Genomic DNA, 19325 nt, shown 5'->3' with positions numbered 1-19325 from the left:
GAACATAAACTTATGAGCTATTTTTTTATCCATTTTTAAGTGTTGCACTTAATATGATAATTCATCATATAAAAAAACATATAGTTTTTTACGAAGAATAAAAATTTTCAGTTTTTTCATAAATTTCTCTAAAATACCTTGACATCATATGACAAAAGTATTAGTATTATGTAATACTTGAACAAGGAAAATATTACCTCATAATGTTTTTAGCTTGGGGGAGCTTAAGACAAAGGTAGATATTCTTTATCAGGGGAATCAAAATCGGGGATATTTTGATTATATATATTTAAAAAGGGGGAATAAACAATGAAAACATTAGAAAAAATAAGCGACTTTGTAGGAAAGTATATGGCAATTATAGTATTAGTTATAGCTGCAATGGCGCTATTTGTACCTACTTCATTATCATGGGTTAAGACATCTTGGGTAAATTACTTATTAATGGTGGTTATGTTTGGTATGGGGCTTACGATAAAACCAGATGACTTTGTAATAGTATTTAAACAACCTAAAAATGTTATCATAGGATGCTTATCACAATTTACAATAATGCCGTTATTAGCATTTGTATTGGGGAAATTATTTAAAATAGACGACGCATTATTAGTAGGTTTAGTATTAGTTGGTACATGCCCAGGGGGAACATCTTCTAATGTAATGAGTTTCTTAGCACAAGGAGACGTAGCATTATCTGTTGGAATGACTAGCGTTTCAACAATACTAGCACCAATATTAACACCAGCAATAACATATTTATTATTAAGAACAACTGTAGATATAGATGCATTTAGTATGTTTTTCTCAATAATACAAGTTGTTATAGTACCAATAGGTCTTGGATTTATAGTTAACAAATTATTCTACAAATTTACTTCAAACGTAAAAAAGGTACTTCCATTAATATCAGTTACAGCTATAGTAATGATAGTTGCAGCAGTTGTATCAGCAAACTCAGCAAAAATACTTACAACAGGATTAGTAGTATTTGCAGTAGTTATACTACACAACTGTGGGGGATATGCACTTGGTTACACAATAGCTAAGATGTTAGGATTAAATTTAAGTCAAAGAAAAACGATAGCTATAGAAGTTGGAATGCAAAACTCAGGTCTTGCATCAAGTTTAGCGACGACAGCTTTTCCAAATTTAGCAATGGCAACAGTACCAGGGGCAATATTCAGTGTATGGCATAATATATCGGGGGCAATAATAGCGAGTATATTTTCTAAGATGAAAGATGATGAAACACAATCAAGTAATCGAGAAAGTGTAAGCTAAGATTCGGAATTATAATAGGAAAATTTAAGTGAGATATTTTTTATATAAGATGGCTTTTATCGATTTAGAAGTCATCTTATTTTTATGAATTTATGTATAAAAGGCTTTAATATGGCAATACTCCTAAATATAGAAGGAGTGTTAAATATGGAAAATAAAAAAACTAATACGCAATTAAGCGCTGAATTAATATATAAATGTGAGAAAACTAAAAAAAATAGCAGCAAGAAAGATAAACCATTGACAGACAATGATATAATGAAATATGAGATAGCATCAGAATTAGGATTAATCGACAAAGTAAGCGAAAGAGGCTGGGCAGGCCTTACTGCAAAAGAAGCAGGTAAAATTGGCGGAATGCTTACAGCCCGCAAGAAAAAACTAAAAAAACAAGAAGAAGAAAACAAGGGGAACGATAGCGAGGATGGATCAGTATAGAGATTTTGCATTCGTCTATGATGAACTTATGGACGATGTTGATTATGATGGTTGGGTAAACTATATAGAACAAATAATTAAAAACGAAAATGCAGAAGTAAAAAACATCTTGGAATTAGCTTGTGGAACTGGTAATATAACAATACCACTAGCTAAGAAAAACTACGATATAGCAGGTATAGATATTTCTGACGAAATGCTTAACGTAGCAAGAAGTAAAGGTGAAAAACAAGGTATAGATTTAGTTTTACTAGAACAAGATATAGCAGAACTTGATTTCGATGTTACAAATTTAGATTGTGTTTTATGCGCTTGCGATGGATTTAATTATATAACTTACGACGAAGATTTAATGAATGTATTTTCTAAAACATATGAACTACTAAAACAAGAAGGTATATTTATTTTTGACATCAGCTCATTCTACAAATTATCTACAGTATTAGGAGATAATATGTACGGAGAAAACAGAGATGGTGTATCATATATGTGGCAAAACTACTTCGATGATGAACAAAACTTAGTTGAGATGGAATTAACATTTTTTGTTGCAGACGAAGATGGAAAATATGACAAACACGAAGAAAGACATTTACAAAGAGCTTACACAGAAGAGGAAATCCTAGATATGCTTGAAGAAGCAGGTTTTTCTGATGTTAAGGTTTATGGAGATTTTACTTTTGAACAACCTGAAGAAGATTGTGAAAGAGTATTTTTCGTATGCAGAAAATAATATTATGCTTATAATAACTAAGTATGGGCAAATTTTAGATAATTAATGGAGGAATACAATGAAAGATTACGTAATAAAAGCTACAAGTGGAAATGGTGAAATAAGAGCTTATGTTGGTAACACTAGAGAAATGGTTGAACAAGCTAGAATAAACCACAATACAACAAAAGTAGCAACAGCAGCATTAGGAAGAACATTAACTGCAACTAGCATGATGGGTCTTATGATGAAAAATGAAAAAGACGAATTAACTGTAATAATCAAAGGTGGCGGACCAATAGGAACTATACTTGCAACTTCTGATGCAAAAGGTATGGTTCGTGGATATGTTCAAAACCCAGATGTACAAGTTGAAAACTATCCAAATGGTAAATTAAACGTAGCAGGTGCTGTAGGAACAGATGGATACGTTCAAGTAATAAAAGACTTAGGATTAAAAGAACCTTATATAGGATCTTATCCATTAGTAAGTGGAGAAATAGCAGAAGACTTCACACATTACTTTGCATTATCAGAACAAACTCCTTCAGTAGTTTCACTAGGTGTTTTAACTAGAAATATGGAAGTTGAAAGAAAAATAACTAAAGAAGATGGTTCAGAAGAAATAGTAGCATGTAGAGAATTCGACGTTGAACAAGCTGGTGGATTTATAGTACAATTAATGCCATTTGCTAGCGAAGAAACTATAGCTCAATTAGAAAACAACATAAAAGATATACCATCTATAACAACTTTATTAAAAGCTGGAAATAAACCAGAAGACATAGTAGAAATGGTACTTAAAGACTTAGAACCAAAAATACTAGATGTATGTGAAGTTGGATTTGAATGTAACTGTTCAAAAGAAAGAACAGGAAAAGTTCTTCAATCAATAGGAGAAAAAGAACTTCAAGCTATAATAGATGAAGATAAAAAAGCAGAAGTAACTTGTCATTTCTGTAACAACAAATATAACTTTACAGAAGAAGAATTAGTTAACCTTTTAAACGATATAAAATAATAAATTTAAAAGATATGTAGAATAAATATTCACATAAACATAACTGTATAAAAATAAAAAGGAGTATATAAAATAGATAAAATTTTCTACTTTATATACTCCTTTTTCGTATAACAATGGTTAAGTTGATATTTATTAGAGTATAAAAAATAAATGCCAACTTAACCATTGTTATAAATCAAGATTAAATATGGAAATTTAATTCATATACTTTTGTTGGTCGCCCCTTAATATTGCTAGTTTGGGTACAAGTGATTTTTGCATAACCACCTTTTTCTAAATTTTTAAGTATACGGTTTGCATTTCTTACTGTACTTTTTAGATGGGACGATAAATCTTGAGTTGTTACCATATTTGAATTGGTAAGTTTTAAAATGCTTATGATTCTTTTTATTGTAACAGCTGACAGACTACTGTTCTTAGCTATTTTCCCAATATCATAAATTGCATGATTTTCAATAACCATACACGCTTTTGAATTTAGTGGTCCAATAAGGTTGCCCTTTTCAGTAAATATAAAGCTTTTTCCTGATAATAATGCCTCCCTGCGTGCGGTATGTGAATTTTTAATTGCCATGTCTAAGTTAAGTCCTATCCCATAACCAATTGATACTTCAAAATCTAGATGTTTATCTAAATAAACGCTTAAATTACAATTTTGCTCATTATTTGTAATTTGGTGTAAATTATCTACAGTTATAACTGCACAAGCTGAAGCGTTATTTTTATGCATTGCACTATTTATCATGTTAGAGGATAAAAAGTCGTTTATATGTTTTGTGATTAACTCAATATTTTTATCTGTGTTTAAAGTATTATCAGAAGCTGCAACATTAATCATCACAGGTAGGTTTTCATGCATATGATCTAATGAGATAAGATACATAAATTTTTTAACTACATTTTCAAGAAAAACTGGCGTTTCTATTGCATACTCATAAGGGATATTGTGCTTTTCTAAAATCGGTACAATATTACTGTATTGGCATAAAACTATATCTATGGCATCCATATTCCATAGCCTTAAAATTTCATTTACAATTTGGGTTTCTAGTGTTTTTATACTATCTTTACTTAAATTTTTGCTCCAAATATCAATAGGATATTGTTCATAATCTGAATCCATTAAATTTAAATAATCATTAGCCGTAACGCCAATTTCAAGTGGAATCATAAAGTCCAAGATAACCCTATTCATATTTAAGTTCCGATTTCGTAGAAGCAAATTTAAAATTGAGCGATATACTCCCGTCGAATCTATTTCAAAAGAAATGATAGGACGTTTTATTTCATGATCTACCATCTCAAGAATAGCTTTTGCAGCAGAACTGCTTACGATAAAACCATCAGTACAAGCAGCATACTGGTCATAGACTTTGTGTATTTTATCAATACTGTCATAAGCTACGACATTGATATTGCAATCCAAGTCTAATTTTGAGAACATCTCTTCTAGATGAGCCTGGAGAAAATGACTCGTAATAACTACAATATTTGTGTTCATTTTTTATTCACCTCTAGCAATTATATTATCAAAAAGCATTTTATAAATCAATGTAAATATTCCAAAAGGGAAGTGTTTGTTAAAAAAATACATAAATGTATAATAACAAAGCAGAATTATTTGACAAATGGAACAAATATTGATATATTATTATTAAGAAAGTATTCCATATATATTCTATAAATATAGAAAATACTTCAAAAAATATTCCGTAAAAGGAGAACAAAGGTTATGAATTATTATAACAGAGCAAAAGAATTAGCAGAAGAAACGGTTGCACATCGTCGTTATATGCATACAAATGCTGAAGCGGGATTAGATCTTCCTAAAACTAAAGCATATGTTATGGAACAATTAAGAGCGTGTGGGATAGATGCTCAAGATTGTGGATATGGTGTAACAGCTACTATTGGAAAAGGCGGAAAAGTATTATTATTACGTGCTGATATGGACGCACTTCCAATGGCAGAAGAAAGTGGAGAAGAGTTTGCATGCCCAACAGGCAAAACTGCACACACTTGCGGACATGACTTCCATGCAGCTATGTTACTTACAGCAGCTAAAATGATAAAAGAAAATGAAGATGCTCTAGAAGGAACAGTAAAATTAATGTTCCAACCAGCAGAAGAAACATTCGAAGGTAGCAAAAACATGATCGAAAATGGTATATTACAAAACCCACCAGTAGATGCAGCGCTTGCATACCATGTATCAACAGGGCAAATGCCAGTTGGTCTATATATGTACAATAACAAAGATACAATGATGTATTCTGTAGATGGTTTTAAAATCACGCTAACAGGAAAGGGTTCACATGGGGCTTATCCTCATGCAGGTATAGATCCAATAAATATTGGTGTACATGTACATCTTGCATTACAAGAATTAATAGCAAGAGAAAGTGACCCAACACATTCTTGTGTATTAACAGTAGGTAAATTCCATGCAGGAACAGTAGGTAACATAATACCAGAAACTGCAGTACTTGAAGGAACTATACGTACTAACAAACCAGAAGCAAGAGAATTACTTGTTCGTAGAATGAAAGAAGTTGCAGAAAGTGTTGCAGCTGTTTATGGAGGAAGTGCAAAAGTAGAAATGCTTTCAGAAGTACCACCACTAATCTGTAATCCAGCTCTTACTGATGAATTCGTAGGATACATGGAAGAGATAGGTATACCAGGACTTACAGGATACCCAGGAATATCAGCTAGTGCATCTGAAGACTTCGCTGTTATAGCAGAGAAAGTACCAAGCACATTCATGTATTTATCGGCAGGATTCTTAGATGAAAGAGGTATAGCTCCAGCACATAATCCAAAAGTAAGATTCAATGAAGATGTATGTCCAATAGGATCTTCTTGTTTAGCTCATTGTGCAACACAATGGTTAAAAAACAATAAATAATAAATGGGATAAAAATTTATTACATATCGTGAAAACGATAAATTTAGAACGTGAAAACGGTAAATTAAAAAAGAAAATAAAAATTATTTTTAAATAAAAAAAACGGAAAAGAATTAAAGGAGATTTAGATTATGTCTAACGAACGAACGCAACAGACAGTAGCAATACCGCTACCAAAAGCTAAGAAAAATCTTGTACAAATCGGATGTATATGTATGATGCTTTCTGTAGCTATGTACGGTCTTGTATTTTCAACATTAACTTCACCAATATTAGAAAGTGTAAACGCAATGGGATACGTAGGTTTATTCTCTATTTTTGCGGCATTAGGAGTATCTATAATGACACCAATCGGAGGAAAGCTTGGTGACTTAATAGGACGTAGAAATATAGTAGTTATACCAGGTATCATATGTATAATATGTGGGGTTGCATTTGCATTTGTGCGCTCATTAGTACCACTTATGGCTTTACGTTTATTAATAAGTCTTGCACAAGGGGCTTTCACAGCTGCACCTTATATAATAATGGGATTAATAAACGAAAGAAAAGATGTACCAAAAGCAATGGGTATGTTAGCAGCTGCTATAGCAGTTGGTGGTTTTGGAGGAAGTATAATAGCAGGTATACTTACTGATATGAATATGCTTACAGTAGCAATACTTATGCCAGCTTTACCTCTAATCCTTGGTATAGTATTAATCGGATTAAACATGCCAAACCAAAAACGTGAAGGAAAAGTTACAATAGACATTCCAGGAATAATAGCATTAGTTGTTACACTTTGTGCGATATTATTATCTTTAAACTTCGGATCATCAATAGGATGGACTAATCCAGCTATAATAGGTGGATTCATATTAGGAATAGTTGCACTTGTAGCGCTTATAAAAATAGAAGAAAAAGCAGAGGAACCAATAATACCTCTTGCATTATTCAAAAACAAAAACTATACAATGCTTTTAGTAGTAGGATTTGCTAGTTACTTCTATCAAAATGCAATGAACGTTTATGCACCAATAGGAGCAATGCAAGTAATGGGTAAATCAGCAAGTATAGCTGGTTCTTTACAAATGCCTCGTACTTTACTTACTATAATAGTACCAATAATAGCAGGAACATGGGTTGGAAAGAAAACTTCAAACATGTGGAAAGCTATGGTAGGAGCAACTGCTTTAGCAGGTATACCAATGTTAGTTATGGGATTCACTTCTCCAACTACACCAATAATGATATACTTCGTAGCTCTTACATTTACAGGAATTGCAGAAAGTTTCCGTTCAGTATCTATAACACCAGCAGCTCAATCTATGCTTGAGCCAAAAGATATAGGTGTTGGTACATCATTCGTAAACTTCTTCAACTCACTTTCAGGAACAGTTGCAGCAACAGTATTCGCAGTAGCTTACAACATGAATACAGCAGCTGACCCAACAAATGTAGAATTAATACAAAAAGGTGTTAATGCAGTATATTGGGTTGCTGGAATAGTAGGAATAGTAGGACTTATAGTAGTTGTATTATTTGTAAGACCACAAATGTCTGACAAAAAACAACAAGTAGAAAAAACTGAAGAAAAATGTGCTTAATATAAAGCCTTAAATAATATAAAAAATAAGGGATGTTTTATATCTGTAGTATTACAGTATAGGACATTCCTTTTTTTTTATGTATAATAAATTAGAATATATTATTTTAAAAGGAAACAAAATATTTATTGGTGTGATAATAGCAAGTAAAAAATCATCATCAAAATTTAAAGAAAAGATAAAAATATAAGATAATGAAAAAGAGTTGAGCGGGAAAAATAAAAAAGTGGGAGTAAATTAAAAGCTTGCTTATAAACTCAGATAAATAAAAATATAAATTGCTTGAAAAATATAAGTTATAAAAGTGGTAAAGAGGGGACTTTGTAACTTAGAATAAAAAAGTTGGTTAAGGATACAATAAAAAACGAAGATTTACAAAATAACTAATTTATAAATAAAATCAATAGAGAAAATATTTAAATAAAATCATAAATAAATATACTAAACAACAAAAAAAATAAAAATAATGATAGAGATATTAGTATCAAGCGAAGACGGAACTTTGTTTTCTAAGTGAAAAGGCTGGGAAATCAAGGTTTTTATTAAAATATAAAATAAAAACTATAATCTGAGTTAAAAAAATAAAAAATTATGAAAACGTATTGAAAAATATTTGCATCTAAGGTAAAATAAAATTATCTTGTGGGACGCAAATGGATACATAGGACTTAAAAAGTCCCAGCGTAAAGAATGAGGTATAAAACTTATGAACAATTTATTAAAAATGCAACAAAAATTAATTCCACAAGTGCTTGACATAATGACAAGACGATACTCAATACTTAGAGAGATATATTTAAACGAAACTATCGGAAGAAGAAGTTTGGCAAATGTGTTAGGGTTGAGTGAAAGAATTGTTCGTTCAGAAACAGAAGTTCTAAGAGAACAAGGTCTTATCAATGTTGAAACATCAGGTATGAACATAACAGAAGAAGGAATAAAGCTTTTAGAAGGCTTAAAAGAAACTATGAATGAAGTTATGGGATTATCTACACTAGAAGATAGATTAACTCAATTATTAGGAATAAAAAAGGTAATACTTGTGCCTGGCGATTATGAAAAAAACAAAAGTGTTTTAATCGATGTAGGAAGATCAGCCGCATCACATTTTACACATATATTACACGACCACGACATTGTTTCAATTACAGGTGGAACTACGATGGCAGAGTTTTCAAAAGGACTAAAACACGATAAGAAATTTGAAAACGTAACTATAGCACCTGCTAGAGGAAGTGTAGGCTTAAATGTAGAGATACAGTCAAATAATATAGCGGCAGATATAAGCAAGAAATTACACTCACAATATGCATTGCTTAATTTACCTGATAAGTTAGGAAAAGAGTCAATGATGATGTTAGCTCAAGAGCCAGAAATCAAAAAGACTTTAGATTTAGTCTCAAAATCAGACATAGTTGTGTTTGGTGTTGGTAGAGCTGACGAAATGATATTAAGGCGAAACTTATCAAAAGAGGTAGCACAAGAAATACTAGATAAAGGTGCTGTATGCGAGTCTTTCGGATATTACTTTAATAAATCAGGTGAGATTGTATACAGATTAAATACAATTGGTATTGATTTAGAAAGTGTTCAACAAGCGAGAGAGGTAATCGCAGTATTTGCAGGATCTAAAAAGATAGAAGCTTTTCTAGCGATTTCTAAAATTAACAAGAACTTAGTTTTAGTAACTGACGAGCATAGTGGAGAAAAACTTATTGAATTAATTAAAAGTCAATAAATTTAGTCAATAACTAATGATATCAGCATATACTGATAAATAAATTAGTAAAATAGATATTAAAATATAATATAAAAATAGGTTTTATTTTTAGGAGGTTAAATCATAATGGTTAAAGTAGCAATCAATGGTTTTGGTAGAATAGGAAGATTAGCATTAAGAAAATTAATGGAACAAACTGACAAATTTGAAGTAGTAGCAATAAATGACTTAACAGATGCAAAAATGTTAGCTCACTTATTCAAATATGATACTGCTCAAGGTAGATTCAACGGTGAAATAGAAGTTAAAGAAGGTGCTTTCGTAGTTAACGGACAAGAAATAAAAGTTACTGCTGAAAGAAATCCAGAAAACTTACCATGGGCTGAATTAGGGGTAGACATAGTATTAGAGTGTACTGGATTCTTCACTTCTCAAGAAAAAGCTGAAGCTCACATAAAAGCAGGAGCTAAAAAAGTTGTTATATCTGCACCAGCAACTGGTGACGTTAAAACAATAGTTTACAACGTAAATAACGAAATATTAGATGGTACAGAAACAGTTATATCAGGGGCTTCTTGTACAACTAACTGTTTAGCACCAATGGCTAAAGCTTTAAATGACAAATTCGGTATAGAAAAAGGTTTAATGACTACTATACATGCTTACACTAACGACCAAAATACTTTAGATGGTCCTCATCCAAAAGGAGATTTAAGAAGAGCTAGAGCTGCTGCAGGAAACATAGTTCCTAACACTACAGGTGCTGCAAAAGCTATAGGTTTAGTTATACCAGAATTAAAAGGTAAATTAGACGGAGCTGCTCAAAGAGTTCCAGTTGTAACTGGTTCTTTAACTGAATTAGTTTGTACATTAAAAAATAACGTAACTATAGAAGAAGTTAACGCTGCAATGAAAGAAGCTGCTAACGAATCATTCGGATACACTGAAGAATACTTAGTATCTTCTGATATAGTAGGAATGAGCTTCGGTTCATTATTCGATGCAACTCAAACAAGAGTTATGGAAGTTGACGGAAAACAATTAGTTAAAGTTGTATCTTGGTACGACAACGAAATGTCTTATACATCTCAATTAATAAGAACTTTAGGATATTTTGCAAACTTAGCAAAATAATTTAGGATAAGGTCCGGGTTTGTAGTATCTTCTACAGCTCCGGACTTTTTTAGGATAAGGCACAATAAATAAATTTAACATAAAAATAAAACTACTCAAGAGAGATTATCATTTAGATTAGGGAATGGTACATTGGGGAATAAAAAAAGCAAATCGGAATGAATAATAAATAAATACAAATTTTTATAAATATATGATATATTAAAAAAAGGAAAGTGTTTACTTTGAAAGGAGTTTAATTATGTCAATGTTAAACAAAAAAACAATAGAAGATATAAACGTTACTGGGAAAAGGGTATTAGTAAGATGTGACTTCAACGTACCTCTACAAAACGGAGTAATAACTGACGAAAACAGATTAGTAGGTGCATTACCAACTATAAAATACTTAATAGAAAAAGGTGCAAAAGTTATATTATGCTCTCACTTAGGGAAACCAAAAGGAGAACCAAAACCAGAATTATCATTAGCACCAGTTGCAAAAAGATTATCAGAAATGTTAGGACAAGAAGTAGTATTTGCTGCAGATGATAACGTTGTAGGGGAAAACGCAAAATCAGCAGTTGCAGATATGAAAGACGGAGATGTTGTCTTATTACAAAATACTAGATATAGAAAAGAAGAAACTAAAAACGAAGAAAACTACTCTAAAGAATTAGCTTCTTTAGCTGACGTATTCGTTAACGATGCATTCGGTACTGCACATAGAGCTCACTGCTCAACTGTTGGAGCTGGACAATTCTTACAAGAAAGAGCTTGCGGATACTTAATCCAAAAAGAATTAAAATTCTTAGGTGAAGCAGTATCTAATCCAGTTAGACCTTTCACTGCTATATTAGGTGGATCAAAAGTTTCTGACAAAATAGCTGTTATAAATCAATTATTAGAAAAAGTTGATAACTTAATAATAGGTGGAGGAATGGCTTATACATTCTTAAAAGCTCAAGGATATGAAATAGGAAACTCTTTATTAGAAGCTGATAAAGTTGACTATGCAAAAGAAATGCTAGCAAAAGCTGAAGAAAAAGGTGTTAAATTATACTTACCAGTAGATTCTAAAGCTGCTAACAAATTTGCTGCAGATGCAGAAGTATTAGTAACAGAAGATCAAAATATACCAGAGGGATATTTAGGTTTAGATATAGGACCAAAATCAGTAGAAAAATTCGTAGATGTTGTTAAAAATTCAAAAACAATCGTTTGGAACGGGCCAATGGGAGTATTTGAATTTGAAGCATTTGCAGGGGGAACTTTAGCAATAGCAAAAGCTATGGCTGATTTAGAAGATGCAACTACTGTAATAGGTGGTGGAGATAGTGCGGCTGCTGTTAACCAATTAGGATTCGGAGACAAAATGACTCACGTTTCTACAGGTGGTGGAGCTTCACTTGAATTCTTAGAAGGGAAAGAATTACCAGGAATAGTTGCATTAGACGATAAATAAGAAGTATTTAAATATAAAAATTTAAATAAATAATGGGAAAAATAATAATATAAAGTCTAAGGAATAACTTAAAATTAAACTATATCTGATTATAAAGACGATATCTAAGAAATGTTGACATATAGGGAAAATTGGCATATTTTGGATTGTGTATATAAACAGTGTAAATTATAGCGATTTTTTACAATATAGTTTAAAATAAAAAGGTATTCTACATGTTCAAAAGGAGGAAATTTGAATGAGAAAACCAATAATTGCTGGAAACTGGAAAATGAACAAAAACATAAAAGAAGCTCTAGAGTTTGTTAAAGAAGTCGGAACTAGAGCTGATAGAGATGATGTTGAAGCAGTAATATGTGCACCATTTTTACAACTAAAAGACCTTAAAGAAGCTACTAAAGGTACTAAGATAAAAGTTGGGGCTCAAAACATGCACTACGAAACATCAGGAGCATTCACAGGAGAAGTTTCTGCTGAAATGTTACAAGAAATAGGAATGGACTATGTTATTATAGGTCACTCTGAAAGAAGAGAATATTTTGGAGAAACTAACGAAACAGTTAACAAAAAAGTATTAAAAGCATTACAAGTAGGTATAAATCCAATTTTATGCTGTGGTGAGACTTTAGAACAAAGGGAAGCTGGAGTTACTAAAGATCACGTAAAAACTCAAATATTAGCTGGATTAAAAGATGTAACTAAAGAAGATTTAGCAAAAGTTGTTGTAGCGTATGAGCCGATCTGGGCTATAGGAACTGGAAAAACTGCAACTGCAGAACAAGCTAATGATGTTATATCATACATAAGAGAAGTTATCGCTTCAGTTTACGGGGATTTAGCTAACGAAGTTAGAATTCAATACGGAGGAAGTGTTAAGCCAGCTAATGTAGCAGAAATAATGGGGCAAAGCGACATAGATGGAGCTTTAGTTGGTGGAGCATCACTTAAAGCTGATGATTATGTTGCTCTTGTAAATTTTAAATAGGAGTGAAATTATATAAATGAAAAAGCCAGTAGCATTAATAATCATGGATGGTTTTGGAGAGAGTAATAATACAATAGGAAATGCTGTTAAAGAAGCAAAAACTCCTAACTTAGACAGAATCGAAAAAACTTATCCAACAACATTAATAAAAGCAAGCGGTCTTGATGTTGGTCTTCCTGATGGACAAATGGGTAACTCAGAAGTTGGCCATACAAATATAGGAGCAGGTAGAATTGTATATCAAGATTTAACTAGAATAACAAAATCTATACAAGACGGAGATTTCTTCACAAACGAAGTCTTAGTAAAAGCTATGGAAAATGGAAAAGAACATGCTGTTCATATAATGGGATTATTATCTGACGGTGGAGTTCATTCACATATAGATCACCTTAAAGCTTTAATCAAAATGGCTAAAGAACAAGGTGTAGAAAAAGTATACGTACATGCATTTACAGATGGTAGAGATACTGACCCACAAAGTGGTATAAACTACGTTAAAGAAATTGAAGCTTATATGGCTGAAATGGGTGTAGGACAGTTCGCTACTATAAACGGTAGATATTATGCAATGGATAGAGATAAGAGATGGGAAAGAGTAGAAAAAGCATACAGAGCTATGGTTTGTGGCGAAGGTGAAACTGCTACTTCTGCATCTGAAGCTGTTGAAGAATCTTATAAAAAAGGTGCAACAGACGAATTTATCATTCCAACTGTAATAGTTAAAGATGGTCAACCAGTAGGAAAAATATCTGAAGGTGATTCAGTAATATTCTTCAACTTTAGACCAGATAGAGCTAGAGAAATATCTAGATGCATAGTTGATAAAGAATTCAATGGATTTGAAAGAGTAGACGTAAATACATTCTTTGTTTGCTTAACAGAATATGATGTTACTTTACCAAATGTTCAAATAGCATTTGGACCACAATCATTAAGTAATACATTAGGGGAATATTTATCAAAATTAGGGAAAACTCAATTAAGAGCTGCTGAGACTGAAAAATATGCTCACGTTACTTTCTTCTTCAACGGTGGTGTTGAAGAACCAAACAAAGGAGAAGATAGAGAATTAATACCTTCACCAAAGGTTGCAACATATGACTTACAACCAGAAATGTCTGCACCAGAGCTAGAAGCAAAAGTTATGGAAAAAATAAACGAAGACAAATACGACTTCATAGTTGTTAACTTTGCTAATCCAGATATGGTTGGACATACAGGTGTAATGGAAGCAGCTGTTAAAGCTGTTGAAACAGTAGATAATTGCGTTGGCAAATTAGTAGATAGAATAGTAGAAATTGGTGGAAGCGTTATAATAACTGCTGACCACGGAAATGCTGAATTAATGTTAGATCCTACAACAGGAAAAGTTATAACATCACATTCAGTAAACCCAGTACCATTTATAGTAGCTGGTAAAGATTACGTAGGAAAAGAGTTATTATCTGATGGTAGACTATCAGATATAGCTCCAACAATATTAGATATGATGGGATTAGAACAGCCAGAAGAAATGACTGGTCACTCATTAATAAAATAGCAATCTAAATATAAATTTTTTATATTTAAAATTAGGGTGGCTGCTAGTACTCAGCCATCCTACTAAAAAAGCCAATTTATATAAATAATAATTATAAATTTAACAAAAGTATAAAAAGGAAAGCTAATCGAGACAATTAAAATTAAAGAAAATAATAAATATAATTAAAATACATAGATAATTTGCAAACTTATCCATCAATCCGTTTGAAAATAAATTTATGATTTTAAAACTAACTTGATTAGTGGAGATTTGGAAGGAGAAAATTATGTCAGTAATAGAATCAGTATACGCAAGAGAAGTATTAGACTCAAGAGGTAACCCAACTGTAGAAGTTGAGGTTGTATTAGAATCAGGTGCAGAAGGTAGAGCTATAGTTCCATCTGGAGCATCTACAGGAGCTTTCGAAGCTGTTGAATTAAGAGACGGTGACAAAGGTAGATACTTAGGAAAAGGTACTCAAAACGCTGTTAACAACGTTAACACTATAATAGCACCAGAATTAGAAGGATTAGAATCAACTGATCAACCAGGAATAGATGCATTATTATTAGAATTAGACGGAACACCAAATAAAGGTAAATTAGGGGCGAATGCTATATTAGGTGTTTCTATGGCTGTAGCTAGAGCATCTGCTGATGAGTTAGGATTACCATTATTCCAATACATAGGTGGAGTTAACGCTAAACAATTACCAGTTCCAATGATGAACATATTAAACGGTGGAGAACATGCTGATAACAACGTTGACGTTCAAGAATTCATGATATTACCAGTTGGAGCTCCTTGCTTCAAAGAAGGTTTAAGAATGGGTGCAGAAGTATTCCACGCACTTAAAAAAGTTCTTGGAGAAAAAGGATTAGCTTGTGGTGTAGGTGATGAAGGTGGATTCGCTCCAAACTTAGGATCAAACAGAGAAGCTTTAGAATTAATAGTTGAAGCTATAAAAGCTGCTGGATACGAACCAGGAAAAGACGTTATGTTAGGATTAGACGTTGCTGCATCAGAAATGTACAACGAAGAAACTAAAAAATACGTTTTAGCTGGAGAAGGAAAAGAATTAACTGCTGCTGAAATGGTAGACTTATACGAAGATTGGACTACTAACTTCCCAATAATAACTATAGAAGATGGTTTAGATGAAGAAGACTGGGATGGATGGAAAGTTCTTACTGAAAGATTAGGTAAAAAAGTTCAATTAGTTGGTGACGACTTATTCGTTACAAACACTGAAAGATTAGAAAGAGGTATAGAAGCTGGTGTTGCTAACTCTATATTAATAAAAGTTAACCAAATAGGTACTATAACTGAAACTTTAGATGCTATAGAAATGGCTAAAAGAGCTGGATACACTGCAGTAATATCTCACAGATCTGGTGAAACAGAAGATACTACTATAGCTGACTTAGCTGTAGCTGTAAACGCTGGTCAAATAAAAACTGGTGCTCCATCAAGAACTGATAGAGTTGCTAAATACAACCAATTATTAAGAATAGAAGAAACAGTTGGTGCTCAAGCTAGATACTGTGGATTAAAATCTTTCTACAACTTAAACAAATAATTATAAATTAATTAGCAAACAAACAAATTTTATGAATAATAGTATAAATCCTTAAAAGCCTAGGTGGAAACTTCCACCTAGGTTTTTTTTAAAGCAATGGACGAAGCCGCCCGCTTATGAGCGAAGTGAATTTTAAGCAACGGACGAAGTCGTTGGCGCCATGAGCAAAGCGAATTTTTTTATAGTATTTAGATATATTTTTTAAAAAGATAATGAAAATGATATTCATTAACCTTTAAAGTGTGCTAAAATTAGAATTAAAGAAGAATAATTTTAGAATTAAATATTTGAAGGGGGTATATCATGAAAGATTACATAAAGTTATCAGAACAGCATTTTGATGGTCAAGCAGAAGTATATGATGAAAACAATAGTATGTATTATTCTGGTCCTGCAAAGGTTAGTTGTAATGATACTGTCAAGTATTTAAAAGATATAAATTATAATAAATTATTAGATGTTGGGTGTGGAACAGGATATCTTCTCAACCTATTATCTGATAAAAAAGAGGCAGAATACCATGGACTAGATTTATCAGAGGGAATGTTAAAACAAGCAAGAGCAAAAAATATTCGAGGTACAACACTTGTAAAAGGAAGATCTGATGAGTTGCCATATGAAGATAATTATTTTGATGTTGTGACATGCATCCAAAGTTTTCATCACTATCCTGATTCAGATAAAGCTATGCAAGAGGTATACCGCGTATTAAAACCTGGTGGAATATATATACTTTCTGATACAGGGGTAGGAGGTATCGGAGGATGGATTTATAACCATATTATATTTAAGTTAATAAATAGTGGTGATTGCCATGCAGCAAATAAAAATGGAATTTCAAACTTAATGATGAAAAATGGATTTGATGTAGTAGAAAATAAAAAACTAGGTAAATTTATATATACTGTTGTGGGGAAAAAATTAAAATAAAAAGAGATGGCCGAAATTGATGTAAAATTTCAGTCATCTCTTTTTATTTTAAGGAGATTAAATATTATAAATTTAGTGGAGAACATTAGCACCATGAACGTAGTGAATTTTTATTTCACGTTGTAATAGTGAGAAATCTCAATTCATAGATATTAATAATACATGAAAAATAGATAATATAAGGAGATTGATATTTATGAAAAAAGAAGTTGTTTTTATCGGAGCAGGAATTTCAGGTCTTACAGGGGCTGCACTTTTAGCAAAGAAGGGCTTTAAGGTTACTGTAGTAGAGGCACAATTTAAGCCAGGAGGTTCTTGTGGAATATTTAAACGAGATGACGTTATTTTTGAGCAAGGATCAGCTATGATTTATGGATTTGGAGAAATAGGGTTTAATCCACATAGATTTGTATTTAATTCATTAGAAGAACCGATAGATATTTTAAAACACGATAGTTTATATGCAATTCATTTTAACGGACACAAAATAATATTTTATGAAGATATAGATAAATTTGTAGAGCAATTGGGAGAGATTTTTCCAGATGAGAAGGAAGGATTTAAAAAGTTTTATCACGACTCAACAGATTTATATTTAAAAGTTATAGCAAACCAACCGACATTCACAACACCAGATGTAGTCACAAAGGAGCAGGGGTTAATGCAGTTGAAAAGTGCTCCAAAAGCATATTTGAAATTTTTAGGATATATGAATAAAAACACAGAGCATATATTGAAAAAATACTTCAAGTCCAAAGAAGTATTCGATTTTTTTAATAAATTAACATCTACATATTGTTATACAAATGTAAAAGAAACACCTGCCATACTTGCGGCTGTTATGTTTGTCGACAACCATATTGGAGGAAGTTATTACCCAGCAGGTTCAACATTAAATCTAGTTGGTAAGCTGGAAAAAGTAATTGAAGAAAATAACGGCGATATGATTTATAACAAGCAAGTCAAAAAAATACTAATAGAAAACGATAAGGTATCTGGAGTAAAGCTAGACGACGGAAGTATTATAAAATGTGACAGAGTAGTTAATTCAGGTAATGTGTGGAACTTATACAACAACTTAATAGACAAAAATTTATGTAAAAAGGGAAGAGAATGGGCAAATTCACTTATCCCGACATATCCATCATTAGTATTATTCACATTAGTAAAAGAAGACGTAATCCCAGAAGATACACTACCAATCGAGATGCTTATAGGAGATACAGAAAAAATAGATGAAGGCGAAGTAACGCTTTATATATTGGGAAAAGACGACTACACACTTTGTCCAAAAGGATACCAAACTGTAATTGCAATAGGACCAACTTTCAAAGAATGGATAAATCCAAAAGGAGATTATCACACCGAAGCATATTTTAAACAAAAACAAGAAGAAAAGAACAGAATATTAGATTTAATAGAAAAGAGATTCCCAGGATTTAAAGATGCACTATGTCATGTAGAACTAAGCACACCTGCAACTCTACAAAGACTTGTTATGAAAGAAAAGGGAGCAGTTGCAGGTCCAAAACAACAGCTAGGTCAACATATGTTAAAACGTTTAAAGACTAAAGGCGAAATAGAAGGGCTTTATAACTGTGGCGAATCAACAGTTATGGGAACAGGAACACCGGCTGTAACTGTATCTGGGATAAGTGTAGCAAATCTTATTTTGAGAGAGTGCAATATGCAAGAATATGAAGCGAAATACATCAAAGTCGATTATGTAACAATGGTGAAAAAACCGTACACAGGAAAAAACTTAAAATTAAGTTCTGATAAAAATGAAGACAAAATTGGAAAATTAGCAATGAAGTGCCAATATTGTATGAATCCTAGATGCCAAAAATCATGTAAAAACAATATTCCAATAAGAGATATAAATAGAAGGTTATCTGTCGGGAACTTTTATGGTGCAAGAAAGTTATTAAATCAATTTGATACAAATCCTTGCACTAACTGTGAAAATGTATCTTGTGAAGAAGTATGTATAAGAAATAAATTTGCAGAATCAGTAAGTATAAAAGAAATCAACAGTAACTTGGTTAAAAAGTAA

General features: G+C 31.9%; 15 protein-coding genes. 14 read left to right on the top strand and 1 reads right to left on the bottom strand.

Features of this window, described 5'->3' with window-relative positions; genetic code table 11:
* Positions 1–309: 309 nt before the first annotated feature.
* From ABCM86_RS01515 to ABCM86_RS01500, 4 genes are all read left to right on the top strand, one after another.
* Positions 310–1281 carry a bile acid:sodium symporter family protein gene (locus ABCM86_RS01515; protein WP_195929202.1) on the top strand — a complete coding sequence of 324 codons (972 nt, stop codon included), beginning with the start codon at positions 310–312 and terminating at the stop codon, positions 1279–1281.
* A gap of 147 nt (positions 1282–1428) precedes the next feature.
* Positions 1429–1719, top strand: a complete 291-nt coding sequence (locus ABCM86_RS01510; protein WP_307993558.1) for a small, acid-soluble spore protein, alpha/beta type — start codon at positions 1429–1431, stop codon at positions 1717–1719.
* On the top strand, positions 1706–2452 hold the full coding sequence (locus ABCM86_RS01505) for a class I SAM-dependent methyltransferase (protein ID WP_195929204.1): 747 nt from the start codon (positions 1706–1708) through the stop codon (positions 2450–2452). Before ABCM86_RS01510 ends, ABCM86_RS01505 begins: the two co-directional genes overlap by 14 nt.
* A 58-nt stretch (positions 2453–2510) precedes the next feature.
* Positions 2511–3452, top strand: a complete 942-nt coding sequence (locus ABCM86_RS01500; RefSeq protein ID WP_195929206.1) for an Hsp33 family molecular chaperone HslO — start codon at positions 2511–2513, stop codon at positions 3450–3452.
* Positions 3453–3636: 184 nt separating this feature from the next.
* Here ABCM86_RS01500 and ABCM86_RS01495 read toward each other — a convergent pair whose 3' ends face one another.
* On the bottom strand, positions 3637–4956 hold the full coding sequence (locus tag ABCM86_RS01495) for a hypothetical protein (RefSeq protein WP_343003321.1): 1320 nt from the start codon (positions 4954–4956) through the stop codon (positions 3637–3639).
* Positions 4957–5187: 231 nt separating this feature from the next.
* On the opposite strand from ABCM86_RS01495, the gene ABCM86_RS01490 reads away from it, so the two are divergent.
* From ABCM86_RS01490 to ABCM86_RS01445, 10 genes are all read left to right on the top strand, one after another.
* A complete protein-coding gene (locus tag ABCM86_RS01490; protein ID WP_295733396.1) occupies positions 5188–6363 on the top strand; it encodes a M20 family metallopeptidase in 1176 nt (391 codons plus the stop codon).
* Between the two features lie 131 nt (positions 6364–6494).
* A complete protein-coding gene (locus ABCM86_RS01485; protein WP_343003320.1) occupies positions 6495–7952 on the top strand; it encodes an MFS transporter in 1458 nt (485 codons plus the stop codon).
* A 706-nt stretch (positions 7953–8658) separates the two neighbouring features.
* A complete protein-coding gene (locus ABCM86_RS01480) occupies positions 8659–9690 on the top strand; it encodes a sugar-binding domain-containing protein (RefSeq protein ID WP_295733402.1) in 1032 nt (343 codons plus the stop codon).
* Positions 9691–9798: 108 nt separating this feature from the next.
* A complete protein-coding gene (gene gap, locus ABCM86_RS01475) occupies positions 9799–10806 on the top strand; it encodes a type I glyceraldehyde-3-phosphate dehydrogenase (RefSeq protein WP_195929216.1) in 1008 nt (335 codons plus the stop codon).
* A gap of 247 nt (positions 10807–11053) precedes the next feature.
* The gene (locus ABCM86_RS01470; RefSeq protein WP_330593235.1) at positions 11054–12250 is read left to right on the top strand and encodes a phosphoglycerate kinase; all 1197 of its coding nucleotides are present in this window, start codon (positions 11054–11056) and stop codon (positions 12248–12250) included.
* 238 nt (positions 12251–12488) lie between these two features.
* The gene (tpiA, locus tag ABCM86_RS01465; RefSeq protein ID WP_295676687.1) at positions 12489–13235 is read left to right on the top strand and encodes a triose-phosphate isomerase; all 747 of its coding nucleotides are present in this window, start codon (positions 12489–12491) and stop codon (positions 13233–13235) included.
* A 16-nt stretch (positions 13236–13251) separates the two neighbouring features.
* Positions 13252–14778: a 2,3-bisphosphoglycerate-independent phosphoglycerate mutase gene (gene gpmI / locus ABCM86_RS01460; RefSeq protein WP_343003319.1), complete on the top strand. Its 1527-nt coding sequence runs from the start codon at positions 13252–13254 to the stop codon at positions 14776–14778.
* 268 nt (positions 14779–15046) lie between these two features.
* The gene (gene eno, locus ABCM86_RS01455; protein ID WP_195929224.1) at positions 15047–16339 is read left to right on the top strand and encodes a phosphopyruvate hydratase; all 1293 of its coding nucleotides are present in this window, start codon (positions 15047–15049) and stop codon (positions 16337–16339) included.
* A 303-nt stretch (positions 16340–16642) separates the two neighbouring features.
* The gene (locus ABCM86_RS01450; protein ID WP_343003318.1) at positions 16643–17269 is read left to right on the top strand and encodes a methyltransferase domain-containing protein; all 627 of its coding nucleotides are present in this window, start codon (positions 16643–16645) and stop codon (positions 17267–17269) included.
* Positions 17270–17465: 196 nt separating this feature from the next.
* Positions 17466–19325, top strand: coding sequence for an FAD-dependent oxidoreductase (locus ABCM86_RS01445; RefSeq protein WP_343003317.1), 1860 nt, complete (start codon positions 17466–17468; stop codon positions 19323–19325).

The sequence above is a fragment of the Clostridium sp. 2218st1_F5_2218SCRN_220325 genome, from assembly GCF_039062665.1.
Classification (GTDB): Bacteria; Bacillota; Clostridia; order Peptostreptococcales; family Peptostreptococcaceae; genus Intestinibacter.
Note: the sequence above shows the minus strand (reverse complement) of the source record. Positions and strands in the feature narration are given on the sequence as shown.